We start from the raw sequence: 23599 nt of genomic DNA on the forward strand, positions 1-23599 counted from the left end.
ATAGATTGAAAAAAGCCATACAATTGTATGGCTTGGATTTAGAAATTTAAGATTTCATATTTTCAAACTTAATAACATCACGATTTTCTGAGAGTGTACGCAGATAGGCAACTTGGATGACAGCTGGAATGGTTACACGGTAGGCAGCACCGGCAATATCAACTGCAGTCCATAATCCTGTAATAATCCAACCTATTGGTCCGGTTAGAAGCGCAGCAGTTCGGGTAAGTGCGGCATTGCCGGCAAATGTCAATCCTCTGCCGATTAGTGTTTTTAATACGGCGTTTACGACAATTAAGGTTAATTGATAAGATTTGAAACCTCCAGCTTTAAAAATTGCAATTAGAATACCTGATAATTGGGATGGATTGACCAATGATACACTATCTAAGCCCAATTCTCTTCCGAGATTGGTAAGTTCTTCGGGGGATATTTTATCCAGAGCATCTTTCAGAATTTTCATTAAAAGGTTTTGTTCGATTTCTTTAGTTGGTGCGTATTTATTGTAATTAACTTTCATCTTGTTGCAGACATCACAAAGTATCTCTTTGTATTCTACGCCACGTCCGCCACGGAAGATATTTGCGAAAGTATTACCGCCGAATAATTGGATTTCTTCGGCAATTTCTTTCCAATATTTTTGATGATCAGGATAATAGCGTTTGTATTTTTCGTTGGCAGTCAAACTTTCCGTATAGCGGGTGCTGCCATCTTTGTCGTGAGTAAGAGAGTAAACAAGATCGTTTAATTCTTCTGATGAGCAAGAGCCCAAAAATTCCAAGTCGGGATCGTAGCGGTATGCCATAATGAATTTTCCGTGAGTGGTTTAAAGAGTCTGTATGTTAAGGATTAAGTAGAGTTGTTACCACAAACGGTTCGTTATATCCGGTTACCCAAAGAGAATGCCAAGTTACCTGAAAAGAGTTTTTATGAATGCAAGAGACCAATTAAGACAAAATATCCGCGATTTGCGGGAAGATAAGCATATGACCCAAGCTGTGATGGCGGAGAAGTTGGGAATGTCTGAACGGGTTATGCAAAAATTGAACGTGGCGAGTCAGGAGTTCGAATCGAACGTTTACAGCAAATTGCACAAGTGCTTGAAGTGAACATTGCAGATTTGATTCCGTTTGGCGATGAAGGTGTGATTGTATTCAATAACTCAAACGATAATTTCAGCAACTCCACTAATTTCAGTTTATCTTTGGGTAACCCAGCATTAGAAGCTGAAATATCAGGTTTGCGGAATATATTGGCGATGAAAAATGAGTTGCTTGATAGTCGAGAGCGTGAGATTGAGGCATTGAAACAACAGATTTTAACATTGGAAAAATTGGTCTCTGCTTTGGAAGAAGCATAGATTTTTGAAAGATTCTCAAGAAATTTATCCTTTTTTGAAATGTTGTCTGAAAAATTTTCAGACGACCGAGAATGATTAACCTTATAGGATGGCGATGCTATCCTGTTGACGATAAAAGAAATAAGGAAGTAAGAATGTTTTTATGGCTTGCCCATTTCAGCGATTGGTTTTCCGCGCTGAACGTTTTCCAATACACCACATTCCGTGCGGTGATGGCGGCATTGACCGCGCTGGTGTTTTCGCTGCTGCTCGGACCATGGGCAATCCGCAAGCTGACGGCATTGAAAGTCGGCCAAGCGGTCCGCACCGATGGTCCGCAAACGCACTTGGTAAAAAACGGTACGCCGACCATGGGCGGCTCGCTGATTCTGACCGCTATTGCCGTATCAACTTTGTTGTGGGGCAATTGGGGCAACCCGTATATCTGGATTTTGCTGGCGGTATTGCTGTCAACCGGTGCGCTTGGTTTCTACGACGACTGGCGCAAAGTGGTTTATAAAGACCCGAACGGTGTGTCGGCCAAATTTAAAATGGTGTGGCAATCGACCGTGGCTTTGTTGGCGGGTATTTTTTTGTTTTACGCGGCCGAGCTGCCATCGAGTACGGAATTTATTGTGCCGTTTTTTAAGCAAATCGCTTATCCTTTGGGCAGTATCGGTTTTGTGGTGCTGACTTATCTGGTGATTGTCGGTACTTCCAATGCGGTGAATCTGACCGATGGTTTGGATGGTTTGGCCGCGTTTCCGGTGGTGTTGGTGGCCGGCGGTTTGGCCATTTTTGCCTATGCCGGCGGCCACAGCGAATTTGCCCGCTATCTGCAATTGCCTTATGTGGCCGGAGCCAATGAAGTGGTGATATTCTGCGCCGCAATGTGCGGCGCGTGTTTGGGCTTTTTATGGTTTAACGCGTATCCGGCACAAGTTTTTATGGGCGACGTGGGTGCGTTAGCCTTAGGCGCGGCTTTGGGTACGGTGGCCGTGATTGTGCGCCAGGAAATCGTGTTGTTCATCATGGGCGGTTTGTTTGTGGTGGAGGCGATTTCGGTGATGCTGCAGGTCGGCTGGTATAAACGCACCAAAAAACGCATTTTCCTGATGGCGCCGATTCACCACCATTATGAACAAAAAGGCTGGAAAGAAACACAAGTGGTGGTGCGCTTTTGGATTATCACCATTGTGCTGGTGCTGATTGGTTTGAGCACCTTGAAAATCCGCTAATGGAAACAGGCCGTCTGAAACACGTTGATGTTCGGGCGGCTTTGGAGCAGCTATGTATCAAGCATTGGGCGGTAAACAAGGTGTGCGCGCCTTGACCGGCCGTTTTACGATTTAATGGAACTTGAGCCGAAATATCAAGCCTTGCGCGAGATACATGGTGACGACATGACTTTGGTTCGCGACAAGCTCTACGAATTTTTCAGCGGTTGGCTAGGCGGCCCGCCTTTGTTTGAACAAAAATACGGCCATCCGCAACTCCGTGCGCGCCACATGCCGTTTGCGGTAAAAAGCCAAGTGCGCGATGAATGGGTGGCCTGTTTTGCCCAAGCCTTGAGTGAATTGGCAATCGATAAAAAGCTGGCCGAACCTTTGCTGCTGCAAATCTATGCGATGGCCGATTGGATGCGCAATCGGCATGAAGCCGGTGTCGCGCCGCCGATGCCGCCCGGTGCCGGCAGTCAGGAAGACAGGCCGCATTGCAGGAAATGCTGCCGCGTTATGATGTAAACGGATTTTTTCAGACGGCCTGAATCCGCCTGAATACCCACAATGAAATCTATTGAATCGAACACAAAATGAATTGGCAAAATAAAAAAATATTGGTCGCAGGTTTGGGCGCCTCGGGCATTGCGATGATTGCGTTTTTGCGCCAAGCCGGTGCCGAAGTGGCGGTTTACGATGCGGCACTCAAGCCGGAGCGCGTGGCACAAATCGGCAAAATGTTTGACGGCTTGAAGTTTTACACAGGCCGTCTGAAAGATGCGCTGGCGGAAGATTTCGATACGCTGGCCATCAGCCCGGGTATCAGTGAGCGTCAGCCGGATATTGCCGAATTCAAAGCCAATGGCGGCCGCGTGCTGGGCGACATTGAAATATTGGCCGGCGTGTTGAACGAGCGCGGCGACAAAGTCATCGCCATCACCGGCAGCAACGGCAAAACCACCGTTACCAGCTTGGTTGGCTATTTGTGCATCAAATGCGGCTTAGACACCGTGATTGCGGGCAACATCGGTACACCGGTTTTGGAAGCTGAGTTGCAGCGCGAAGGTAAAAAAGCCGATGTATGGGTATTGGAATTATCCAGCTTCCAGTTGGAAAACACCGAAAACCTGCGTCCGAGTGCGGCGACGGTTTTAAACATTTCCGAAGACCATCTCGACCGCTACGACGATTTGCTCGATTACGCCCATGCCAAAGACAAAATTTTCCGTGGCGAAGGTGTGCAGGTATTGAATGCAGACGATGTGTTTTGCCGTGCCATGAAACGGGCCGGGTGTGAGGTGAAATGGTTTTCGATTGAATGCCCCGCCGATTATTGGCTGGAACGTGAAACAGGCCGTCTGAAACACGGCAGCGATGATTTGCTGACAACGGCCGATATTCCGCTGCAAGGCCTGCATAATGCGGCCAACGTGCTGGCGGCGGTGGCTTTGTGCGAAGCCATCGGTTTGCCGCGCGAAGCTTTATTGGGACACGTTAAAACCTTCCAAGGCTTGCCGCACCGTGTGGAAAAAATCGGTGAGAAAAACGGCGTGATGTTTATCGACGACAGCAAAGGCACCAATGTCGGTGCTACCGCCGCCGCGATTGCCGGTTTGCAAAATCCGCTGTGGGTGATTTTGGGCGGTATAGGCAAAGGACAGGATTTTTCACCGCTGAAAAATGTGTTGGCAGGCAAGGCCAAAGGCGTGCTGCTGATTGGTGAAGATGCACCGTTGATTCGCCGCGATTTGGCCGATTGCGGCGTGACGATGACCGATTGTGCCACTTTGCAAGAAGCGGTTCAGACGGCCTATGCCCGAGCCGAAGCGGGTGATGTGGTGTTGTTGAGCCCGGCTTGCGCCAGCTTTGATATGTTCACCGGCTACGCGCATCGGGCAGAAGTGTTTATTGAAGCGTTTCAGGCTTTGTAGGCCGTCTGAAAACGTCAAAACTGAAATAATGATTCATAAACAACGTAATCTTTGTTCAGACGGCCTGAATGTGTCAGGCCGTCTGAACGCTTTATTCAAGCTGTAATGACTGTTTCCTATCATGAATGTATCTAAAATTCTCGACCGCCAGATTGTCCGCAGCGGCCAAAAAATCGATGTTTCGTTGTTGTGGATGATTATCCTGATGACGGCATTCAGCCTGCTGATGATTTATTCGGCATCGATTGCGTATGCGGCGGCTGAAGGCGGAGATCAGTTTTCATTTTTGTACAAACAGGCCGGTTTTATCGTCTTGGGTGTGATTGTGTGCGGCGTCATTTCCCTTTTTAAGATGGCGGCTTGGAAAAAGTTTATGCCTTGGTATTTCGCCTTGTGCGGGATATTGCTGATTGTGGTATTGGGCGTGGGACGTGAGATTAACGGTGCTACACGTTGGATTCACATCGGTCCGGTTAATCTGCAACCGACCGAAATGTTCAAATTGGCGGCGGTTTTGTATTTGGCCAGTTTGTTCACGCGCAAGGCGGAGGTGTTGCAGAGTGTAAAAAAAATCATCAAACCGGGCTCGCTGTTGGTGGCCGGCCTGATTTTAATTATGGCGCAACCCGATTTCGGCTCTTTTGTGGTGATTATCGGCATCATTATGGGAATGCTGTTTTTGGCCGGTTTCCCGTGGAAATATTTTGCCATGATGGTGGTGATGGTATTGATCGGTATGGGTGCTTTGATTTTGGCCGCACCTTACCGTATGGCGCGGATGGCGGGCTTTCTGAACCCTTGGGAAGATCCGTTGGGCAAGGGCTATCAATTGACTCATTCCTTAATGGCGATTGCGCGTGGCGAATGGCTGGGTGTGGGCTTGGGTGCAAGTTTGGAAAAACGCTTTTACCTGCCTGAAGCGCATACCGACTTTATTTTTGCCGTGATTGGTGAAGAATTCGGCTTTCTCGGCATGTGTGTATTGGTGTTTTGTTATGGCTGGCTGGTGGTGCGCGCTTTTTCCATCGGCAAGCAGGCGCGGGATTTGGATTTGATTTTCAGCGCCTATGTGGCCAACGGCATCGGCATTTGGATCGGTATTCAGAGTTTCTTTAATATCGGTGTTAACATCGGTATTCTACCAACCAAGGGCTTAACCTTGCCGTTGATGTCTTACGGTGGTTCGGCTGTGGTGATTATGTTAGTCTGCATGACATTGTTGTTGCGGATTGATTATGAAAACCGCCAAAAAATGCGCGGTTATCAGATAGAAGGATAGAGTAATGGGCGGGAAGACATTTATGTTGATGGCCGGCGGTACCGGCGGCCATATTTTTCCGGCATTGGCTGTGGCGGATTCATTGCGCGTGCGCGGTCATCATGTGATTTGGCTGGGCAGCGAAGGCGCGATGGAAACGCGTATCGTGCCGCAATACGATATTTTGTTGGAAACCTTGGCGATTAAAGGTGTGCGTGGCAATGGTTTGAAACGCAAGCTGATCTTGCCGTTTACATTGTTTAAAACCGTTCGTTCGGCGCAGCGCATCATCAAAAAACACCGTGTCGCTTGCGTGATTGGGTTTGGCGGTTTTGTGACCTTTCCGGGCGGCGTCGCTGCCAAATTGTGTGGCGTGCCGATTGTGATTCACGAGCAAAATGCGGTGGCCGGCTTGTCCAACCGCCAATTGTCACGCTGGGCGAAACGCGTGCTGTATGCGTTCCCGAAAGCGTTTGAACACGAAAACGGTTTGGTCGGCAATCCCGTGCGTGCGGATATTGCCCGTTTGCCGACCCCTGCCGAACGCTTTGCTGATAGAGCAGGCCGTCTGAAAATATTGGTGATGGGTGGCAGCTTGGGTGCGGACATTTTGAACCAAACCTTGCCGAAAGCGCTGGCTTTGCTGCCTGAGCATCAGCGGCCGCAAATGTATCACCAGTCCGGCCGCAATAAATTGGGCAGCCTGCAGGCAGATTACGATGCCTTGGGTGTAGAAGCCGAATGTGTGGAATTTATTACCGACATGGTATCGGCTTATCGCGATGCCGATTTGGTAATTTGCCGCGCCGGCGCGCTGACGATTGCTGAACTGACCGCTGCCGGTGTCGGTGCGTTGTTGGTGCCGTATCCGCATGCGGTGGACGACCACCAAACCGCCAACGCCCGTTTTATGGTGCGTGCGCAAGCCGGTTTGTTGTTGCCGCAGCCGCAATTGACGCCGGAAAAGCTGGCCGAAGTGTTGAGTGGTTTAAAGCGTGGGCAATGTTTGCAATGGGCAGAGCAAGCCCGTACTTTGGCTCTGCCGCACAGTGCCGATGATGTGGCGCAGGCCGCGGTTGATGTGGTGGGATAAGTCGTTTAAACAGGCCGTCTGAAAAACGTGGGCAGTTTCAGACGGCCTGACATGCTATGTTAATCATCCTTTACAATAAAACGATAGCGCATAACGCAACAGCCCTTTAAAATAACGGTTTTACGTAAAAATCGACTTCGGGACAGAAATCATGATGAAAAATCGAGTAACCAATATTCACTTTGTCGGCATCGGCGGTGTCGGAATGTGCGGCATTGCTGAAGTTTTGCACAATTTGGGTTTCAAGGTTTCCGGTTCCGATCAGTCGAAAAACGCTACTACTGAGCATTTGTCGGCTTTGGGTATCCAAGTTTATCCCGGTCATACTGCCGAACACGTTAACGGTGCCGATGTGGTGGTGACCTCTACCGCCGTAAAAGCCGATAACCCTGAAGTGGTGGCGGCTAATGAGCAACATATTCCTGTGATTCCGCGTGCGCTCATGCTGGCGGAATTGATGCGTTTCCGCGACGGTATCGCCATTGCGGGTACCCACGGCAAAACCACCACCACCAGTCTGACTGCTTCGATTTTAGCTGCGGCTGGTTTGGATCCGACTTTCGTGATCGGCGGCAAACTTACTGCGGCCGGCTCGAATGCCCGTTTGGGGCAGGGCGAATATATCGTGGCCGAAGCGGACGAATCGGATGCGTCTTTTCTGCACTTGACGCCGATTATGTCGGTGGTCACCAACATTGACGAAGACCACATGGATACTTATGGCCACAGCGTGGAAAAGCTGCATCAGGCCTTTATTGACTTTATCCACCGCATGCCGTTTTACGGTAAAGCGTTTTTGTGTATCGACAGCGAATACGTGCGCGCGATTGTGCCGAAAGTAAGCAAACCGTTTGCCACTTACGGCTTGGATGATACTGCTGATATTTACGCCACCGATATTGAAAACGTCGGTGCACAAATGAAATTTACCGTGCATGTCAACATGAAAGGCCACGAGCAAGCGCCGTTTGAAGCGGTGTTGAATATGCCGGGCCGCCATAATGTATCGAACTCTTTGGCCGCCATCGGCGTGGCCTTGGAAGTGGGTGCTTCGGTTGAAGCAATCCAACAAGGTTTGCTCGGCTTTGCCGGCGTCGGCCGCCGCTTCCAGAAATATGGTGAAGTAGCGTTGCCTAAAGGCGGTAAAGCTTTGCTGGTGGATGATTACGGCCATCATCCGGTAGAAATGGCTGCCACGGTGGCTGCCGCGCGTGGTGCGTATCCCGATAAGCGTTTGGTGTTGGCATTCCAGCCGCATCGCTACACGCGTACCCGCGATTTGTTTGAAGATTTCACTAAGGTATTAAATACTGTTGATTCGCTGGTTTTGACCGAAGTTTATGCTGCCGGTGAGGAGCCGATTGCCGCGGCCGATTCGCGCGCCTTGGCGCGTGCCATTCGTGTATTGGGTAAACTGGAGCCGATTTATTGCGAAAACGTGGCTGAATTGCCGGAGATGTTGCTGAATGTGCTGCAAGATGGCGATGTGGTACTGACCATGGGGGCAGGCAGTATCAATAAAGTACCGCAAGCCATGTTGGATGCGACCAAACAATAATAACAATAATAATGGGAAAGGCCGTCTCAACAGAGTGGCCGTCTGAAAGATTAGAAAGACAAGCAGTATGCAGAATTTTGGCAAAGTAGCCGTGTTGATGGGCGGTTTTTCAACCGAACGCGACATTTCCTTAGACAGCGGTGCCGCTATTGTGGCCGCTTTGAAAAGCAAAGGTGTTAATGCACATGCGTTTGACCCGAAAGAAACCCCGTTGGTCGAATTGAAAACCCAAGGTTTTCAGACGGCCTTCAATATTTTACACGGCACTTACGGTGAAGACGGTGCGATTCAAGGCGCATTGGAATTGATGAATATGCCTTATACCGGCAGCGGCGTGGCCGCCTCAGCCATTGGCATGGATAAATACCGCTGCAAGCTGATTTGGCAAGCGTTAGGTTTACCTGTGCCGGAATTTGCCGTATTGCGTGATGACAGTGATTTCGATGCCGTTGAAAAAACCTTAGGCTTACCGATGTTTGTCAAACCGGCGGCGGAAGGCAGTAGCGTCGGTGTGGTAAAAGTGAAAGAAACAGGCCGTCTGAAAGCTGTTTATGAAGAATTGAAACACTTGCAGGGTGAGATTATTGCCGAGCGCTTTATCGGCGGCGGCGAGTATTCTTGTCCGGTATTGGGCAACCGCGGTTTGCCAAGCATACACATCATTCCGCAAACCGAGTTTTACGACTGGGAAGCCAAATATCAGCGCGATGATACCGTTTACCAATGCCCGTCCGATTTGAGCGAAAGCGATGAAGCTTTGATGCGCGAGCTGGCTGTACGCGGGGCGCAGGCGATTGGTGCGGAAGGCTGCGTGCGCGTTGACTTTCTGAAAGATAACGACGGTAAGCTGTATCTTTTGGAAATCAATACCCTGCCCGGTATGACCGGTCACAGTTTGGTACCAAAATCCGCCGCCCAAACCGGCTTGGATTTTGCCGATTTATGTCTTGAAATTTTGAAAACTGCTCATGTGGGATGATGCCGGCGCCTTGGGGCGGTTAACAAGATGGTTATGTGTGTTGGCGGCGCTGTTGCTCATCGGCACAGGCATGGCATGGGTGTATCATTCGAATCACTTTCCCATCAAGCAGGTCGCCATTGAAGGCAAGCTGACCCATATTGATGACAAAGATCTGCAAACCATTGCGCAAAAACACTTAGTCGGCAATATTTTCCGTGCCGATATGAATGCTGCGCAAGAAGCTTTTCAACAATTGCCTTGGGTGGATTCGGCTTTGGTGCGCCGTCGCTTGCCGGATACGGTTGAAATCCATCTGACCGAGCGCATCGCCATTGCGCAATGGAAAAAATCAGGTTTGGTCGATACCAAAGGCAATGTGTTCCAAGCCACCTTGGAACAGGATTTGCCGGTTTTCGAAGGCCAGCCTGGTACCGGTAAAGACATGGTCAAACATTACAATGAATTTACCGGCATTCTCGGTGCGCGCGATTTAAAAGTGCAAGAGCTGATTTATACACCTCGATCGGCTTGGTCGGTGGTGTTGGATAACGGGATTACCGTGCGCTTAGGGCGCGAGCATGAAATCAAACGTCTGCAGTTCTTTGCTGAAATTTGGCCAAGTCTGCTGCAAAAGCACAGCGACCGTTTGGCGTATGTCGATATGCGTTATAAAGACGGTTTTTCGGTGCGATACAAACAACCTTTGGATGAGCCGTCTGAATAATTAGGCTCAGTAAAAAATACAACATTAGCGAAATGAATGGGACTTTATGGAACAAGGCAAATACATCAGTGCATTAGATATCGGCACGTCAAAAGTGATTGCACTCATTGGGGAAGTGCAAGAAGACAATGAAATCCATATCGTCGGTTTGGGGCAAGCGCCATCACGCGGCTTGAAAGCCGGTATGGTGACCAACATCGATGCGACTGCACAAGCCATCAAACAAGCGGTAAATGAAGCTGAATTAATGGCGGATATCAAAATTTCCCATGTGACCACGGGCATTGCCGGCAACCACATCCGCAGCCTGAATTCGCAAGGCGTCGTGAAAATCAAAGACGGCGAAGTGACGCAGGCCGACATCGACCGTGCCATCGAAACTGCCAAAGCCATCAATATTCCGCCTGATCACAATATTTTACATACGGTGGTGCAGGAATACATCATCGACAACCAGCCGGGCGTAAAAGAGCCGATCGGTATGAGCGGCGTGCGTTTGGATACGCGCGTGCATATCATTACAGGTGCCAATACTGCTTTGCAAAATATCCAAAAATGCATTCAGCGTTGTGATTTGCAGATGGATCAAATCATGTTGCAGCCTTTGGCCAGCGGCCAAGCGGTGCTGACCGAAGATGAAAAAGACTTGGGCGTGTGTGTTATCGACATTGGCGGAGGTACGACCGACATCGCAGTTTATACCAATGGCGCCATCCGTCATACTGCCGTGATTCCGGTGGCAGGTGACCTGATTACCAAAGATTTGGCACAAGCTTTACGTACGCCGCACAGCGCGGCCGAATACATCAAAATTCATTACGGCGTTGCCATTCCGACCATGGAAGGTCTGGACGAAATGGTTGAAGTACCGAGCGTGGGCGACCGTTTGCCGCGCCAAATTTCACGCCGCGTATTGGCCAGCGTGATTGGCCCGCGTGTTGAAGAAATTTTGGAATTAACCTTAAATGAATTACGCCGTTCAGGCTTCCCTGAAGAAGTGTTAACTTCCGGCATCGTGTTGACCGGTGGTGCCTCTATGCTGACTGGCATTGTTGAATTGGCAGAAGAAATCTTCAATTTGCCGGCGCGTATCGGTGTGCCGCAAGAAATGGGTGGCGTATCAGAGCGTATCCGCAATCCACGCTATGCGACTGCTATCGGCCTGTTGCAAGCTGCGCGTGGCGAAGAAGACGGCAGCCTGGTAACCGGTGCGGTACAGGTTGGTGGCGATAGCGGTGAGAAGCTCAGCTTGTGGGCACGCTTCCAAAAATTCTTAAAGGATAATTTCTAACCTGCTACAACGGCTATCGTGTCACCAAGAATATTCAAACGGCCTAATCAGTCAGCATGATGGTTTAGGCCGTTTGAATGTAAACTGTATGTTTTTTGTTTAAAAAATGTAGATAATATTTATTTGTGGCAGTGACAAATGAGAAGTATTTTGCAAGTCATCGGCTACTTCTTATATAATATGCAGCAAGAGCTTATTTTTAACCGTCCTCACAGCAGGGCGCGGAGGAGTATTTGAATGGAATTTGTTTACGACGTAGCGGAATCAGCCGCAAGCCCTGCAGTTATTAAAGTGATTGGCTTAGGTGGAGGTGGCTGTAATGCCATCAACAACATGATTGAAAACACCATTCAAGGTGTGGAGTTCATCAGTGCCAATACCGATGCCCAATCATTGGGTAAAAACAATGCGGCCAAACGTATTCAATTGGGCACTAATCTGACTCGCGGTTTGGGCGCAGGTGCTAACCCTGAAATTGGTCGTGCTGCCGCTCAAGAAGAGCGTGAAGCGATCGAAGATGCTATTCGTGGCGCCAATATGTTGTTCATCACCACCGGTATGGGGGGCGGTACCGGTACTGGTGCAGCACCTGTTGTGGCAGAAATCGCCAAAGAAATGGGTATTCTGACTGTTGCCGTGGTAACCCGTCCGAGCAATTTTGAAGGTAATAAACGCGGTCATATCGCTCAAAACGGTTTGGAGCAATTGAAGAGTCAAGTGGATTCACTGATTGTGATTCCGAATGACAAATTGTTCACGGTATTGGGTGAAGATGCCACCATGCGTGATGCCTTTCGTACTGCAGACGATGTATTGCGTAACGCCGTTGCTGGCATCTCTGAAGTGGTCACCAACCCTGGTTTCATCAACGTCGACTTTGCCGACGTGAAGAACGTTATGGGCATTAAAGGTATGGCCATGATGGGGTCGGGCTTTGCCCAAGGGATTGACCGCGCGCGGTTGGCTACCGAGCAAGCGATTTCCAGCCCATTGTTGGATGGTGTAACCTTGGATGGCGCACGCGGCGTGTTGGTTAATGTGACCACTGCACCGGGTTGCTTGAAAATGTCTGAATACGGCGAAATCATGAAAGTCGTAAACAGTAATGCTCATCCGGATGCGGAATGTAAGTTTGGTACTGCTGAAGATGAAAATATGAGCGAAGATGCAATTCGTGTGACCATCATTGCAACCGGTTTGCAAGAGCACGGCCATCAAGTTGCACCGGTACGTGCTTCTTCACGCGTACAGCAAACCTTGGGTGGTCGCGAAGAATATGCACCGCAACAAGCGCAGCAATTACATAATATCGATGGTTTGGTGCGCTCAGGCCGTGGCACGCGCGGTATGAACCTGACTGCTGCCGATTTTGGTAATCAATCGGTTTTAGATGATTTTGAAATTCCGGCTATTTTGCGCCGTCAAAATTCTTCTGATAATTGATTGACTGAATTATTAAAAGCCTGCTTCAATAGCAGGCTTTTAATTTTGGGTAATTAGGCTAAAGCCGTCTGAACTTTATATTTCAGACGGATTCAATAGTTTGTTGAACTTATCGGATAAAACAGGGTTTATACCCAGTTTTCAGCCAGGCGGCTGGCTTCTTCCAATCTTGCTATAGTGCCGACATCTAGCCAAAGTCCGTTATGTTTTTGGCCGCTGATTTGTTGTTTAGCCATTGCTGAACGCAAAAGTGGCGCTAATTTGGCTGCTTGGTGGGCAGGGGTGTGTTGAAACAAATCAGGGTGATAAACGCCCATGCCACTGAAAGTTAAGCCTTGACCGTTATGAGGGGTAGGGGCAATCAGGCCGTCTGAAAGTAGCTTGAAGTCGCCACTTAGGTTGTGTGCCGGATTATTGACCAGCCACAAATGCGCCAGTTGTTGTTTTTGCGTCAAAGTTTGAGCCACAGAAGCGGCCGTTTGAAAATCAATGTCGGTTAATACGTCGCCGTTGATAACCAAAAACGGATCGTTGCCTAATAAAGGCAAGGCGGTGGCGATGCCGCCGGCAGTTTCTAGCCCGCCGGATAATTCCGGCGAATAGACAATGTTGACACCGTATTGCCCACCATTACCTAGCGTTTTCTCGATTTGTTCTCCCAACCATGCATAGTTGATGACAATTTCTGTGATTCCGGCTTGTTTCAGACGGCGTAAATGCCAGCCGATAAGCGGCTCTTTGCCAACTTTTAACAGCGGTTTAGGGCAGGTGTCGGTGAAGGGGCGCATGCGCTCACCGCGACCGGCAGCCAGAATCATTGCTTTCATGTGTGTATCCCGAAATCTTGTGAAATATTTGAAATTGTATAGTCGATAGTACGCTTCGACAAGTTGGGATACGAATGTTTCATGCAGTTTATCGAGTTTAACTTCCGATAAGCATAAATTTCAGATGGCCTTTCCATCATCCTTTATAGTATCAGCATAAAAATACATTATGGGGTCTGCGTGATTTTAACCCATTCAGAAAGAATACAGATGAAGAAAACTGCACTTCTCTTACCTTTGTTATTGTCAGCGTGTTTTCCGGTAGTGATTCCAGTGGCAAATCCGTTGGATAAAGCACCTAATATTTATGGTGCATGGCGCTTGAGCGATGTTGGTGGCTATTCGCCAAATGACCCTAATGCGATTTTTACTATTAATAATAGTGATGACGGTTTTAGTGCTGTGTCGGAATGTGTCAAAGTATCGGGCCGATATGGTTTGGGCAGTAGCCATATGCTGACGTTTAACCAAATTCAAACAGATAACCAATGTGCTGAAAATGTGGCGGAGCGTAACTTGCCGCAAGTCTTGCATAATGTGCAAAGCTATCGTTTTAATTCGCGCCATTTGGAATTGTTGAATGAGCAGGGGCGCGTAGTGCTGGTAGGTAAGCGTTTGCGTACTGAGAAAGCCAAGGGTCAGGCAGATTTAGGCAACACATCTTATTTGCTGGATGCACGCCGTAATTAATATTCATTAGAAAAATGCTGTCTGAAAATAACGTTTCAGACAGCATCTTTCTATGCTAATGATTTGAATTGTCTTCGGAAATACAATAAAGCAGGCGAGTTCGTGTCGGCTATTTTGATTTCGTTGATACGGACATAAAAAATATAGTGCGTACCAATCTCGTGCTGCTCGATAACTTGACCGTGCAGATGAGCTAAAGCGCCTTCTACCTCGAGTTGGCCAGTTTGACCGCGATGCCAGATATGATATTCAAAGCGTTCTTCTGGTGAAAGATTGGTTATGCCGGCGAAATGCTCGGCAATATCTTGTTGGCCACCTGAAAGCGTGTTGATACATAAATCGCGGTTTTGCAATAAAATTGGAATGATGGCGGCTTCACGGTTGATACACAGCATAATGGTAGGCGGATCATCCGTTACTGATGTTACGGCAGTCATGGTAATGCCATAACGCCCGATGGCACCGTCTGTTGTAATGACATGCACACCTGCTGCTGCAGAAGCCATGGCATCACGAAACGGTTGCTTAAGTGTGTGTGTTGAATCAGTCATTCTGTGATAACTTTTTATTTTAAAGCCTGCTCGATTTCAGACAGTTCGGCCAGCAATTTTTGTAATGTGTCCAATTTTTCTTTAGTGTAAATAGCCTCAATGGCATCGTAGCGGTCATCCACTTGTGCGCCGATGGTTTGATAAAGCTTTTCTCCTTCTTGAGTCAGCTTCAGATAAACACGGCGCTGGTCGTTGGAAGGCTTCAGTCGTACGGCCAGGCCGGCTTTTTCCAAGCGGGTCAGAATGCCGGTCAAGCTGGGGCGCAAGATGCAGGCTTTATTGGCTAAATCTTGGAAGTCTAATGTGCCGTTTTCGGCCAATAGGCGGATAATACGCCATTGTTGGTCGGTTACATTGGCTTGGTTCAAAATCGGGCGAAATTGCGTCATCAAAGCTTCTCGAGCTTGGATCAAGGCAATATTAATTGATGCGTGTTTAGACTGGTTAGGCATGAGAAGTTCTCCGTTGTAACTAAGATTCAAATCATGGAAGCGTGGCAGAATAATAAGGGCTTACGCCAAGGTTATGGGCGGCCATTGTACAAATTTATATTGAAATAAACGGTCTACTGCTTCAGCCTTGATTGAATACGGTGTTAGTTTGTTTTGATGATAATAATGATAAGATTTTTGAGCTATCCTCTAAGCTTATATTAGTCTATTTTAGAAATAATCTCAATAGAATCATTAAGTATTAATTGTTAAGATAGTTTGTTTATTTTGAAAATACCAATGATTAATACATAATACCGTTTAATTTTTACAAGTCGATTTTATATTTAAAATAATCGGATTTCCTTGGATGTAAATATCAATATATCAGATTGCTGATAAGCACGCGTAGGCGCAGCCCCCGGTAGCTGCTGATACCCGTAGTGGCATGAAGCATTTGGCCGTTTTTCATCAAAACAAAGGTGGGGGTGACATTGATGTTCCATTGTTGGGTAATCAGGCCGTCTGAATCGTTGACGGTTGGGAAAGAGAGCTGATTTTGGTTGAGATATTCTTTTAATTCCGTATCATCGCCCGATTTTAAGGCAATGCTGATGACCGGAATATGGTTTTGATGGAGCTTTTCTACTGAGGAGGAAGTGTATTTACAAATGCCGCACCATGTTCCCCAGAAATACACAATCGCGACACGGTCTTGGCTGAAGTAGTTAAGCGAAGTTTGGTTCTGATTGACTGGAGCGAGATTCTGCTCAGTAAAGGAAACAGGTTGACTGGGTTTTCACCACCAATCAATGGCAACAGAAATAAGCGCAAAAATCAGTGCGGCCTGTAAAAAAGATTTGAAATAAGATAGAAGAGTGTGTTGCATAATTAGGAGTTTTATAGCAAGAAAAACAGGCCATTGGCGGGCCTGTTTTATCTTTGGCGTCAGTCAATCATCATTTTTTCACGATGCGTGTGTAGACAGCCAAAATAATAATCGCAAAGATAGTAGAGGCAATCCAGCCTGCGCCTTCGCCGACTTGATACCAACCCAAAGCTTCGCCGACCACGCCGGCCAAGGCCGCACCGGCAATACCCAAAATCGTGGTCATGATGAAACCTAATTTATCGTTGCCCGGATGCAAAAATTTAGCCAATACGCCAACGATAAAACCTACCAAAATTGTGCCTAACCAGCCCATAATATTCCTTTCATTATTTAATATTTAATATGTTCTTGCCGCCTGTTTTGATGTAGTGCGGATGGTTTCATCATACCGAGACGACGGGTTGAAGTCTTTTTTTATTGCATATCTTTTCAAAAATTAAGATATTTTGGAATATTATATAGCCGAACTTTATAAAAAAGTGAATAGGTATGCCGTCTGAAATGTTTAGTGTTCGGGCGGTAGAGATAATAAAAAAGCCCGGCAATAATTGTGCGGGCTTTTTTGAGGTAATATCTGAAAACAAATTAACGTTTTGAGAATTGTTTTGCGCGACGTGCTTTGCGCAAACCTGGTTTTTTACGTTCCACTTCTCGGGCATCGCGAGTTACAAAGCCAGCAGCAGAAAGAGCAGATTTCAAAGCAGCATCAAAGTCGATTAGAGCTCGGGTAATGCCGTGACGGATGGCACCAGATTGACCGGTTTCGCCGCCGCCGATAACATTAACTTTAATGTCGAATGATTCTGCATTTTCAGTCAGAACCAATGGCTGGCGAACCACCATGCGACTGGTTTCGCGAGCGAAAAATTCGTCAACAGGGCGGCCGTTAACGGTGATTTGACCGTTACCTTTGGTCAGAAATACACGAGCCACTGAACTTTTGCGGCGGCCTGTGCCGTAGTAGTATTTACCGTTCATGTCGTGTCCTTATTTCAATTTTAAAACTTTAGGTTGTTGTGCAGCATGGCCGTGTTCTTCGCCGGCATACACTTTCAATTTTTTGATCATAGCGTAACCCAAAGGACCTTTTGGCAACATGCCTTTTACAGCTTGTTCCAAGGCGCGACCCGGAAATTGCTCTTGCATCTGGCGGAATGAACGCTCATAGATACCGCCGGGGAAGCCTGAGTGACGGTAGTATTTTTTGTCTTCGAATTTAGCACCGGTCACGCGCAATTTGTCTGCATTGATGACGATGATGTAGTCACCGGTATCAACGTGAGGGGTGTATTCAGGTTTGTGTTTGCCACGCAGATGGTGTGCGACTTCGGCCGCAACGCGACCCAAAACTTTGTCTTGAGCGTCGATGACGAACCATTCGCGCTTCACCTCATGCGGTTTCGCTGAAAAGGTTTTCATAGTGGAAATCCAGATAGATATAGAAAGCTATGGATTTTAAATTCGATAATGTCTTTTGTCAATCGTATTGAGGCAGTATGAAAGTAATTGTTTTAATAAAACGGCAATAAAAGTTTTTTGATCAAAGTTTTGTTGCTTTTCCGCGATTAAATACGATATTGAAAAAGCCATACCGTCGAGGTATGTCGAGGTATGGCTTGATATGGGAATCCCCGCATATGCCGTTTCGGCTGAATCCGCTTGAACCTTATCTGACAAGGCGGCCACCTCGGGTAGTTTCGGGTTCATCTGTAAAAGACGATCGCGCTCACTACTGCTCCCGGCAACCTGAAGCGAACTTATTGGTTCAAAGGAATATATGCCTTCGCGTACACTGCAGGGAAAAGAAAATCAATTTTGCTCTAAGCGGGACAATGCTTTTTGGCAAGCATTGCTCATATCTGTTATTTTACGCTGAAATTCGCCGATTGCCAAATCATCTTTGAGGCTGACTTTCAGTAGGTCGTGTACAACATTTAAAGCGGCCATGACAATGATTTTGTCGGTGCCGACGATGCGGCCGCTTTCTTTAATGGCTTCGCTTTTTTTATTCAGCATTTCGACAGCTTGAATCAGGGTATCTTTTTCTTCGGTCGGTGTATTGATGGTCAGGTTGACATTCATGATGTCGAGATTGACTTGTTCGATGCTCATGTTTTGTCCTTAATATGAGGATTCTTCTTGTGGCAGACGGGCGAGCAGGCGGCGCACTTCTGCGGCGCCTTCTTCTAATGCTCTGCGGTATTGGTCTTTTTCGGCGGTAAGGCTGTCGATTTTGGCCTGTAAATCTTCTTTCAATTTACCCACTTGCACCAGCAAGGCTTCGCTCAATTCGTCAATTGCGGTTTCGTGTTCGCGTTTTTGTTGCTCTTGTTCCAGTTTGAGACGGTTGATTTCTTCGTGTAAACGGCGGTTTTCGCCAATCAGTGTTTCAAACTTTTGGGTAAGTTGGCAAACGTTGATTTCCAGTTGGTCAAGGGCTTGGTTCATGGGGCATCATTCGTAAGAAAAAACAATGGTGATAAGCATAGTGAGATGCTTGATTGCTGTCAATGAAAAGGCCGTCTGAAAGAGAGGAAATATTTCAGACGGCATTCTGGTTTACTTGTTATTCGAAACGCGCGCTGCGTTCCATCAAGCGTTCAACTACTTGTTGCGGCGTCATTTCCTGACGAATCAGTTGAAGCAGGGTTTGGGTAATAGGCATGTCGATTTGGTATTTGCAGGCGGTGTTGAACACTTCTTCGATGGTGCTGACACCCTCTGAAACGTGGCCGATTTCTTTGAGTACTTGGTGTAGCTCTTTGCCTTCGGCTAAACCTAAGCCGACGCGACGGTTGCGCGACAGGGCGCCGGTACATGTTAGAATCAAATCGCCGATTCCGGCCAAGCCCATCATGGTTTTGGGCTGCGCACCCATGGCAACGGCCAAACGGGTGATTTCCGCCAAACCGCGGGTCACTAAAGCAGCTCGGGCATTCAAACCGTATTCGAGGCCGTCTGAAAGGCCGGTCGCAATTGCCATCACGTTTTTTACTGCGCCACCGACCGCCACGCCAATCACATCGGTGCTGCCGTATAAGCGCATCACGTTGTTGTTTAACTGCTCAACCAGCGATTCAATCCATTCTTTGTTTTCAGAAGCAAGTACCACGGCGCAAGGCAATTGTTGTGCCAATTCCTGTGCGAAGCTGGGGCCGGACAATACGCCGAGTGTTTTGTTTTCCGGCAAGACTTCTTTCAATACTTGAAAGGTCAATAAGCCTGTGTCTTGCTCAAAGCCTTTGCACGCGGCTAAAACCGGAATATCTGCGGCGCCGTTGGCTTTTAATAATTCTGCACTGCTGCGCAAACCGGCAACGGAGGTCACAATCAATACCAATTCGGAATCTTTTAACGCATCGGCCAAGTCGGCGTGTGCGGTCAGACTTTCCGGGAATGGGAAGCCGGGCAGGCCGTGTTTGTTTTCGCGGTCGTTTTGTAAGGTTTCGATGTGTTGGGCATTGCGCGCCCACAGAGCGACTTCATTGCCGTGTTGGGCAAAGTGTAGCGCGAGTGCAGTGCCCCAAGAGCCTGCGCCCATAACAGTAATTTTCATAGAAGTTTCCCTAGTAAGATTTGCGCCTAACTTTAAAACAATCGGCCATCGGGCGCAAGTGATACGACGTGATTTGCGGTTAAATTCGGGCAATTCTTAGAAATGAATAAGAAGTTAAAATTTTAGCTATCCGATGTATTGGTTTTGGCTATGATGGTGTCAAAATTGATTTATCGCAAAAAGACGGCAGTCGAGTCTGATTATACTCTATACATAAATTAACCAAAGCAATGGCAATACGGCAGTAATCAAATGTAGGATTTTCATCAAATCTAACCATAGGGTTCGGCTGCTTTAGGTGAGCAGTGTTTTCCCTTTTTAATATATAAATATATAAATATATAAAGGAATACGCCATGAAATACCAAGCTTTCGGCAAAATCGCCCTCTATCTTGCAGTGCTGGCGGCATTGGCTGCCTGTGGTGACAAGCCTGCTGAGCAAGCGGCTGTGCCTACTGCTTCCGCGCCGGTTGCAGCGCCGGCAGCTTCAGAGCCTGATGCGGCACCGGCTTCTCAGGCTGCGTATGATAACAGCGGCGCATCGCAAGAAGATAAAGATTTGCTGCAACGTGCGCAAGGCATTTTCAAACCACTGCCAACGACTGAAGAAATGCAGAAGCTGCGTCCTTTTACGCCTGAACAAGTCGAACTTGGCCAATCATTATGGTATGAGCCTCGCTTGTCGAAAGGCAATACCGTAAGCTGCAACTCTTGCCACAACTTGGCTTCTGCCGGTGTGGACAATATGCCGACCAGCCAAGGTCACAAAGGCGGCTTCGGTGGCCGTAACTCGCCGACCGTGTTGAACGCGGCAACTTTAGACATGCAATTCTGGGACGGCCGTGCGGCTGATGTGGAAGAGCAAGCAGGCGGGCCGTTGCTGAACCCGGTGGAAATGGCGAACAGCAGCGAAGAAGCCGTTGTGGCCAAAATCGTAAACATTCCGGAATACCAGGCAGCGTTTAAAGCAGCCTTCCCTCAAGACGGCGCAATCAGCTTCAAAAACATCACCACCGCGATTGCTGCGTTTGAGCGCACTTTGCTGACACCGACCAAGTGGGACGAATATTTGAAAGGCAACATCAATGCCTTGAACGAACAAGAACGCAAAGGCCTGCGCTCGTTTATGGATAACGGTTGTATTGCGTGCCATGCCGGCGTGGGTTTGGGCGGTAATTCGTTTCAAAAATTCGGTTTGGTGCAAGGTCCTTATTGGAAATTCATTGAAGACCCGAACCACGACAAGGGTCGTGCCGATGTGACCAAAAACGAAGCCGACCAATATTTCTTCCGCGTACCGGGCTTGCGTAATGTGGCCAAAACTTATCCTTACTTCCACAACGGCAGCGTGTGGGAATTGGATAAAGCCGTTCAAATCATGGGGCAGGCGCAATTGGGTAAAGAATTGAAGAAGGAAGAGGTCGACAGCATCGTCGCATTCTTGCATACCTTGTCCGGCTCTGTTCCGGAAAAAGCACGCACTATGCCTGAATTGCCGTTGTCTAGCCCGACGGAATCCCACCCTGACAACAAATAATATGCAGTCAAACAAAGGCCGTCTGAACATTCAGACGGCCTTTGTTATTATGAATCAATTTTTATTGTACGCTGCGAACCAGCTTGGAAACATCATAGCCCTGTTGCTTGGCCGTTTCGATGTAGCTTTGTAAAGTGGCTTCGTCCAGCTTTGGTTCGCGTGACAATACCCACAGGTATTTGCGGTTGGGCGTGCCGACCAGCGCGGTTTGGTAATTGTCGTCTAAGCGCAAAATCCAGTAAGACGAGCGGGCAACCGGCACCCAGTTGATAGCCTTGGGTAAGAATGAAATACGCAATTTACTGCCGTTTTCATCCACTTTTTTCACTTCCGCATCGGCGCTGATCATGCTGCCGTCTTTTTTGCGACAGGAATTGGTGATTTTCACCACTTGTTTTTCGGTCAATCGGTATTGTGCCTTAACATCCGACACGCAACCGTCTTGGAAACGCATAGGCAGACGGACTTGTTCGTACCATGTGCCCATGTAGCGCGGAATATCCACTTGTGCGACGGTTTGCGGTTCGTTTTGTGGTTCGGCGGATTGGGCGGTGGCGGCAAGGATGCCTAACGATAAGGCAACAAATTTGGCAGGAAAACGCATATTCATCCTTTCGTGTGGGATTCAGACGGTGCAGCATAAGAATAAATAGGCCGAGACCTTTGCAAATCCCTATCTTTGACACATTTCTTCGTTATGCGCTGCCCGAAAGCTTGTCTATCTTCGTGATATGTCTGCGCTTTCTGTGCTGTTATAACTTCGAACTGCACTCAAACTTAGGGTTTTCTATATCTCAGGCCGTCTGAAAGATGAGGCTAATGTACCGCATGATTCAGCCTAATACAAACAATTCATGACCATGCGCTTTCAGCCAAGCTTGGGCGGCAGCAGTGTGCGGCGTATGGCGGTTGACCAATGCCCAAAATTTCGCGCTGTGGTCGGGGTGGGTCAGGTGGCAGAGTTCATGCACGCACACGTAATCGGCCACAAATTCCGGCACGCCGATCAGCCGCCAATTCAAGCGGATGCCGGTGCGGTGGCGGCACACGCCCCAGAAGGTTTTGGCGTTGCTCAAGGCGGTGGCGGCAGGGTGCACATCCATGGCGGCCGCGTGGCCGGCCAGGCGAGGCAACAGATATTCGGTGGCGCGTTGATGCAGGAAGCGGCGCAAATGGGTTTGCTGCTGCGGCCAGCTTTTTTCGGGCAGATAAATTTCAGACGGCCGCAAAGTGATGGTGGCGTGCGGCGTAGCGGTTAAGGCCGTCTGAACACCTTGATACCAAATCCATGCCGGTTTTTCCGAAGGGTTGGTAAGCGGACGGGCAGGCGTTTTGGCTAAAGTTTGGCGCAGTAAAGATTCGTTTTCCGACAGCCATTGTTGCAAACGCGCGGCGCTGAGAAACGGCGGAATATTGATGCTGACTGTTTGGCCGTCGATGGGGCGCAGGATGAGGTTTTTCTTGGCACTGCGTTTTAAATCGATGTCGATTTCAAGGCCGTCTGAAAAAGTGTGGGTGAAGCGCGGCATGTTTCAGACGGCCTTTTGGGGTGCGAACGGACCCTGACCGGTGATTTCGGCTTGACGTGCTTCAATCCAGTTTTCGCATTCGGCCATTAGTTCGGCGTCGCTGCCACTGTCGTGCGCAATCGGTTTGCCGATGACGACGGTGATTTCGCCGGGATATTTCATAAATGAATCTTTCGGCCAGAATTCGCCGCTGTTGAGCGCGACCGGCACGATGTCCATTTCAAACATTTTCGCCATGCGTGCGCCGCCGAGCTTGTATTTGCCGTGCGTGCCGGGCGGCAGGCGCGTGCCTTCGGGAAAAATGGAAATCCAATAGCCTTCGTTTTTGCGCGCCAAACCCTGTTTCATCAATTGGTCGTTGGCTTCGCGGCGGTTGCTGCGGTCGATGCCGATGGTTTTGACCAGTTTCAAACCCCAGCCGAAAAACGGGATTTTAAACAGTTCGCGTTTGGCAACATAAACCTGCGGCGGAAAAATTTCCTGCAAAGCCAAGGTTTCCCAGCCGCTTTGGTGTTTGGAACAGATAATCGACGGCTTGGAAGGGATGTTTTCCGCGCCGATTAAGCGGTATTTCAGACCGATGATGTTTTTCAGCGACCAATTCAAAATCGATACCCAAACTTGCGCCATTTTGTGTGCGCCGCCGGGGATTGGTGCAGCCAAAAGCATAAAGGGAAACAATACAATCAGGCTGACGGACAGAATCAGCCAGTAAATCAGGTTTTTAATCAACAGCATAAATGATGCGCGCTTTCTTTTCAGACGGC

26 protein-coding genes, 1 other RNA gene and 2 pseudogenes are annotated in these 23599 nt (G+C 48.2%); 14 read left to right on the forward strand and 15 right to left on the reverse strand.

Annotated elements, in window-relative coordinates:
- Positions 1-46: 46 nt before the first annotated feature.
- Complete coding sequence (locus ACFPVS_RS03880) at positions 47-805, reverse strand: YaaW family protein (protein ID WP_096295993.1); 759 nt, start codon at positions 803-805, stop codon at positions 47-49.
- 124 nt (positions 806-929) lie between these two features.
- Here ACFPVS_RS03880 and ACFPVS_RS03885 point away from each other — a divergent pair, with 124 nt between their 5' ends.
- The 12 genes and pseudogenes from ACFPVS_RS03885 to ftsZ all read left to right on the forward strand — a co-directional run bounded on the left by ACFPVS_RS03885 (position 930) and on the right by ftsZ (position 12818).
- Entirely contained in the window at positions 930-1109 is a 180-nt protein-coding gene (locus ACFPVS_RS03885) for a helix-turn-helix domain-containing protein (protein WP_096295992.1), read from the forward strand.
- Positions 1106-1360, forward strand: a complete 255-nt coding sequence (locus ACFPVS_RS03890) for a hypothetical protein (RefSeq protein ID WP_378595430.1) — start codon at positions 1106-1108, stop codon at positions 1358-1360. Before ACFPVS_RS03885 ends, ACFPVS_RS03890 begins: the two co-directional genes overlap by 4 nt.
- Positions 1361-1494: 134 nt before the next feature.
- Positions 1495-2577 carry a phospho-N-acetylmuramoyl-pentapeptide-transferase gene (gene mraY, locus ACFPVS_RS03895; protein ID WP_096295990.1) on the forward strand — a complete coding sequence of 361 codons (1083 nt, stop codon included), beginning with the start codon at positions 1495-1497 and terminating at the stop codon, positions 2575-2577.
- A 52-nt stretch (positions 2578-2629) separates the two neighbouring features.
- Positions 2630-3107 (forward strand): annotated as a pseudogene (locus ACFPVS_RS03900) (group II truncated hemoglobin).
- Positions 3108-3152: 45 nt separating this feature from the next.
- Positions 3153-4490, forward strand: a complete 1338-nt coding sequence (gene murD / locus ACFPVS_RS03905) for a UDP-N-acetylmuramoyl-L-alanine--D-glutamate ligase (protein ID WP_096295989.1) — start codon at positions 3153-3155, stop codon at positions 4488-4490.
- Between the two features lie 121 nt (positions 4491-4611).
- Positions 4612-5769, forward strand: a complete 1158-nt coding sequence (gene ftsW / locus ACFPVS_RS03910) for a putative lipid II flippase FtsW (protein ID WP_198345295.1) — start codon at positions 4612-4614, stop codon at positions 5767-5769.
- Positions 5770-5773: 4 nt separating this feature from the next.
- Positions 5774-6841, forward strand: a complete 1068-nt coding sequence (murG, locus tag ACFPVS_RS03915; protein WP_096295987.1) for an undecaprenyldiphospho-muramoylpentapeptide beta-N-acetylglucosaminyltransferase — start codon at positions 5774-5776, stop codon at positions 6839-6841.
- A gap of 151 nt (positions 6842-6992) precedes the next feature.
- The gene (gene murC / locus ACFPVS_RS03920) at positions 6993-8399 is read left to right on the forward strand and encodes a UDP-N-acetylmuramate--L-alanine ligase (RefSeq protein ID WP_198345294.1); all 1407 of its coding nucleotides are present in this window, start codon (positions 6993-6995) and stop codon (positions 8397-8399) included.
- Between the two features lie 67 nt (positions 8400-8466).
- Complete coding sequence (locus tag ACFPVS_RS03925; protein ID WP_096295985.1) at positions 8467-9378, forward strand: D-alanine--D-alanine ligase; 912 nt, start codon at positions 8467-8469, stop codon at positions 9376-9378.
- Positions 9368-10084: a cell division protein FtsQ/DivIB gene (locus tag ACFPVS_RS03930; protein ID WP_096295984.1), complete on the forward strand. Its 717-nt coding sequence runs from the start codon at positions 9368-9370 to the stop codon at positions 10082-10084. Before ACFPVS_RS03925 ends, ACFPVS_RS03930 begins: the two co-directional genes overlap by 11 nt.
- A gap of 46 nt (positions 10085-10130) precedes the next feature.
- Positions 10131-11375 (forward strand): cell division protein FtsA, encoded by a 1245-nt coding sequence (gene ftsA, locus ACFPVS_RS03935; RefSeq protein WP_096295983.1) that lies wholly within the window; start codon positions 10131-10133, stop codon positions 11373-11375.
- 237 nt (positions 11376-11612) lie between these two features.
- Positions 11613-12818 carry a cell division protein FtsZ gene (gene ftsZ, locus ACFPVS_RS03940; RefSeq protein WP_096295982.1) on the forward strand — a complete coding sequence of 402 codons (1206 nt, stop codon included), beginning with the start codon at positions 11613-11615 and terminating at the stop codon, positions 12816-12818.
- A 128-nt stretch (positions 12819-12946) separates the two neighbouring features.
- Here the strand turns inward: ftsZ and murU are convergent, their stop codons facing one another.
- Positions 12947-13645 (reverse strand): N-acetylmuramate alpha-1-phosphate uridylyltransferase MurU, encoded by a 699-nt coding sequence (gene murU, locus ACFPVS_RS03945; protein ID WP_378595431.1) that lies wholly within the window; start codon positions 13643-13645, stop codon positions 12947-12949.
- A 210-nt stretch (positions 13646-13855) separates the two neighbouring features.
- Here murU and ACFPVS_RS03950 point away from each other — a divergent pair, with 210 nt between their 5' ends.
- Positions 13856-14335, forward strand: coding sequence for an META domain-containing protein (locus ACFPVS_RS03950; RefSeq protein ID WP_096295981.1), 480 nt, complete (start codon positions 13856-13858; stop codon positions 14333-14335).
- A gap of 50 nt (positions 14336-14385) precedes the next feature.
- On the opposite strand, the gene hpaC is transcribed toward ACFPVS_RS03950, so the two are convergent.
- From hpaC to ACFPVS_RS04000, 10 genes and pseudogenes are all read right to left on the reverse strand, one after another.
- On the reverse strand, positions 14386-14886 hold the full coding sequence (gene hpaC, locus ACFPVS_RS03955; protein WP_096295980.1) for a 4-hydroxyphenylacetate 3-monooxygenase, reductase component: 501 nt from the start codon (positions 14884-14886) through the stop codon (positions 14386-14388).
- 14 nt (positions 14887-14900) lie between these two features.
- The gene (gene hpaR / locus ACFPVS_RS03960; RefSeq protein WP_096295979.1) at positions 14901-15338 is read right to left on the reverse strand and encodes a homoprotocatechuate degradation operon regulator HpaR; all 438 of its coding nucleotides are present in this window, start codon (positions 15336-15338) and stop codon (positions 14901-14903) included.
- A 358-nt stretch (positions 15339-15696) separates the two neighbouring features.
- Positions 15697-16065 (reverse strand): annotated as a pseudogene (locus tag ACFPVS_RS03965) (protein disulfide oxidoreductase); the annotation flags it as partial.
- A gap of 211 nt (positions 16066-16276) precedes the next feature.
- Positions 16277-16522, reverse strand: a complete 246-nt coding sequence (locus ACFPVS_RS03970; RefSeq protein WP_096295978.1) for a GlsB/YeaQ/YmgE family stress response membrane protein — start codon at positions 16520-16522, stop codon at positions 16277-16279.
- 272 nt (positions 16523-16794) lie between these two features.
- On the reverse strand, positions 16795-17187 hold the full coding sequence (gene rpsI / locus ACFPVS_RS03975) for a 30S ribosomal protein S9 (protein ID WP_096295977.1): 393 nt from the start codon (positions 17185-17187) through the stop codon (positions 16795-16797).
- Positions 17188-17196: 9 nt separating this feature from the next.
- Complete coding sequence (gene rplM, locus ACFPVS_RS03980) at positions 17197-17628, reverse strand: 50S ribosomal protein L13 (protein ID WP_096295976.1); 432 nt, start codon at positions 17626-17628, stop codon at positions 17197-17199.
- A 205-nt stretch (positions 17629-17833) separates the two neighbouring features.
- A non-coding RNA gene (gene ssrS, locus ACFPVS_RS03985) (6S RNA) lies at positions 17834-18013 on the reverse strand.
- Positions 18014-18018: 5 nt separating this feature from the next.
- Positions 18019-18321 (reverse strand): cell division protein ZapA, encoded by a 303-nt coding sequence (locus ACFPVS_RS03990; RefSeq protein WP_096295975.1) that lies wholly within the window; start codon positions 18319-18321, stop codon positions 18019-18021.
- Between the two features lie 9 nt (positions 18322-18330).
- The gene (locus tag ACFPVS_RS03995) at positions 18331-18657 is read right to left on the reverse strand and encodes a hypothetical protein (protein ID WP_096295974.1); all 327 of its coding nucleotides are present in this window, start codon (positions 18655-18657) and stop codon (positions 18331-18333) included.
- A gap of 118 nt (positions 18658-18775) precedes the next feature.
- Complete coding sequence (locus ACFPVS_RS04000) at positions 18776-19765, reverse strand: NAD(P)H-dependent glycerol-3-phosphate dehydrogenase (RefSeq protein ID WP_096295973.1); 990 nt, start codon at positions 19763-19765, stop codon at positions 18776-18778.
- Between the two features lie 356 nt (positions 19766-20121).
- On the opposite strand from ACFPVS_RS04000, the gene ACFPVS_RS04005 reads away from it, so the two are divergent.
- Positions 20122-21303 (forward strand): cytochrome-c peroxidase, encoded by a 1182-nt coding sequence (locus ACFPVS_RS04005; protein WP_096295972.1) that lies wholly within the window; start codon positions 20122-20124, stop codon positions 21301-21303.
- 61 nt (positions 21304-21364) lie between these two features.
- On the opposite strand, the gene ACFPVS_RS04010 is transcribed toward ACFPVS_RS04005, so the two are convergent.
- The 3 genes from ACFPVS_RS04010 to ACFPVS_RS04020 all read right to left on the reverse strand — a co-directional run bounded on the left by ACFPVS_RS04010 (position 21365) and on the right by ACFPVS_RS04020 (position 23570).
- Positions 21365-21907: a lipocalin family protein gene (locus ACFPVS_RS04010; protein ID WP_157742790.1), complete on the reverse strand. Its 543-nt coding sequence runs from the start codon at positions 21905-21907 to the stop codon at positions 21365-21367.
- A gap of 229 nt (positions 21908-22136) precedes the next feature.
- On the reverse strand, positions 22137-22832 hold the full coding sequence (locus tag ACFPVS_RS04015) for a M48 family metallopeptidase (protein ID WP_123803587.1): 696 nt from the start codon (positions 22830-22832) through the stop codon (positions 22137-22139).
- A 3-nt stretch (positions 22833-22835) separates the two neighbouring features.
- Positions 22836-23570: a lysophospholipid acyltransferase family protein gene (locus ACFPVS_RS04020; RefSeq protein WP_096295970.1), complete on the reverse strand. Its 735-nt coding sequence runs from the start codon at positions 23568-23570 to the stop codon at positions 22836-22838.
- Positions 23571-23599 lie beyond the last annotated feature (29 nt).

The sequence above is a fragment of the Neisseria weixii genome, from assembly GCF_042658245.1.
Classification (GTDB): domain Bacteria; phylum Pseudomonadota; class Gammaproteobacteria; order Burkholderiales; family Neisseriaceae; genus Neisseria; species Neisseria weixii.

Coding starts and splice junctions, on each gene's coding strand:
- rplM (WP_096295976.1), bottom strand. CDS start 17,628: ATGAAAACCTTTTCAGCGAAACCGCATGAGGTGAAGCGCGAATGGTTC.
- ACFPVS_RS03925 (WP_096295985.1), top strand. CDS start 8,467: ATGCAGAATTTTGGCAAAGTAGCCGTGTTGATGGGCGGTTTTTCAACC.
- murD (WP_096295989.1), top strand. CDS start 3,153: ATGAATTGGCAAAATAAAAAAATATTGGTCGCAGGTTTGGGCGCCTCG.
- ftsA (WP_096295983.1), top strand. CDS start 10,131: ATGGAACAAGGCAAATACATCAGTGCATTAGATATCGGCACGTCAAAA.
- ACFPVS_RS04010 (WP_157742790.1), bottom strand. CDS start 21,907: ATGCGTTTTCCTGCCAAATTTGTTGCCTTATCGTTAGGCATCCTTGCC.
- ACFPVS_RS04005 (WP_096295972.1), top strand. CDS start 20,122: ATGAAATACCAAGCTTTCGGCAAAATCGCCCTCTATCTTGCAGTGCTG.
- rpsI (WP_096295977.1), bottom strand. CDS start 17,187: ATGAACGGTAAATACTACTACGGCACAGGCCGCCGCAAAAGTTCAGTG.
- ftsW (WP_198345295.1), top strand. CDS start 4,612: ATGAATGTATCTAAAATTCTCGACCGCCAGATTGTCCGCAGCGGCCAA.
- ACFPVS_RS03885 (WP_096295992.1), top strand. CDS start 930: ATGAATGCAAGAGACCAATTAAGACAAAATATCCGCGATTTGCGGGAA.
- ACFPVS_RS04020 (WP_096295970.1), bottom strand. CDS start 23,570: ATGCTGTTGATTAAAAACCTGATTTACTGGCTGATTCTGTCCGTCAGC.
- mraY (WP_096295990.1), top strand. CDS start 1,495: ATGTTTTTATGGCTTGCCCATTTCAGCGATTGGTTTTCCGCGCTGAAC.
- ACFPVS_RS03995 (WP_096295974.1), bottom strand. CDS start 18,657: ATGAACCAAGCCCTTGACCAACTGGAAATCAACGTTTGCCAACTTACC.
- murU (WP_378595431.1), bottom strand. CDS start 13,645: ATGAAAGCAATGATTCTGGCTGCCGGTCGCGGTGAGCGCATGCGCCCC.
- ACFPVS_RS03880 (WP_096295993.1), bottom strand. CDS start 805: ATGGCATACCGCTACGATCCCGACTTGGAATTTTTGGGCTCTTGCTCA.
- ACFPVS_RS03970 (WP_096295978.1), bottom strand. CDS start 16,522: ATGGGCTGGTTAGGCACAATTTTGGTAGGTTTTATCGTTGGCGTATTG.
- ACFPVS_RS03950 (WP_096295981.1), top strand. CDS start 13,856: ATGAAGAAAACTGCACTTCTCTTACCTTTGTTATTGTCAGCGTGTTTT.
- ACFPVS_RS04000 (WP_096295973.1), bottom strand. CDS start 19,765: ATGAAAATTACTGTTATGGGCGCAGGCTCTTGGGGCACTGCACTCGCG.
- murG (WP_096295987.1), top strand. CDS start 5,774: ATGGGCGGGAAGACATTTATGTTGATGGCCGGCGGTACCGGCGGCCAT.
- ACFPVS_RS04015 (WP_123803587.1), bottom strand. CDS start 22,832: ATGCCGCGCTTCACCCACACTTTTTCAGACGGCCTTGAAATCGACATC.
- ACFPVS_RS03930 (WP_096295984.1), top strand. CDS start 9,368: ATGTGGGATGATGCCGGCGCCTTGGGGCGGTTAACAAGATGGTTATGT.
- hpaR (WP_096295979.1), bottom strand. CDS start 15,338: ATGCCTAACCAGTCTAAACACGCATCAATTAATATTGCCTTGATCCAA.
- ACFPVS_RS03990 (WP_096295975.1), bottom strand. CDS start 18,321: ATGAGCATCGAACAAGTCAATCTCGACATCATGAATGTCAACCTGACC.
- murC (WP_198345294.1), top strand. CDS start 6,993: ATGATGAAAAATCGAGTAACCAATATTCACTTTGTCGGCATCGGCGGT.
- hpaC (WP_096295980.1), bottom strand. CDS start 14,886: ATGACTGATTCAACACACACACTTAAGCAACCGTTTCGTGATGCCATG.
- ftsZ (WP_096295982.1), top strand. CDS start 11,613: ATGGAATTTGTTTACGACGTAGCGGAATCAGCCGCAAGCCCTGCAGTT.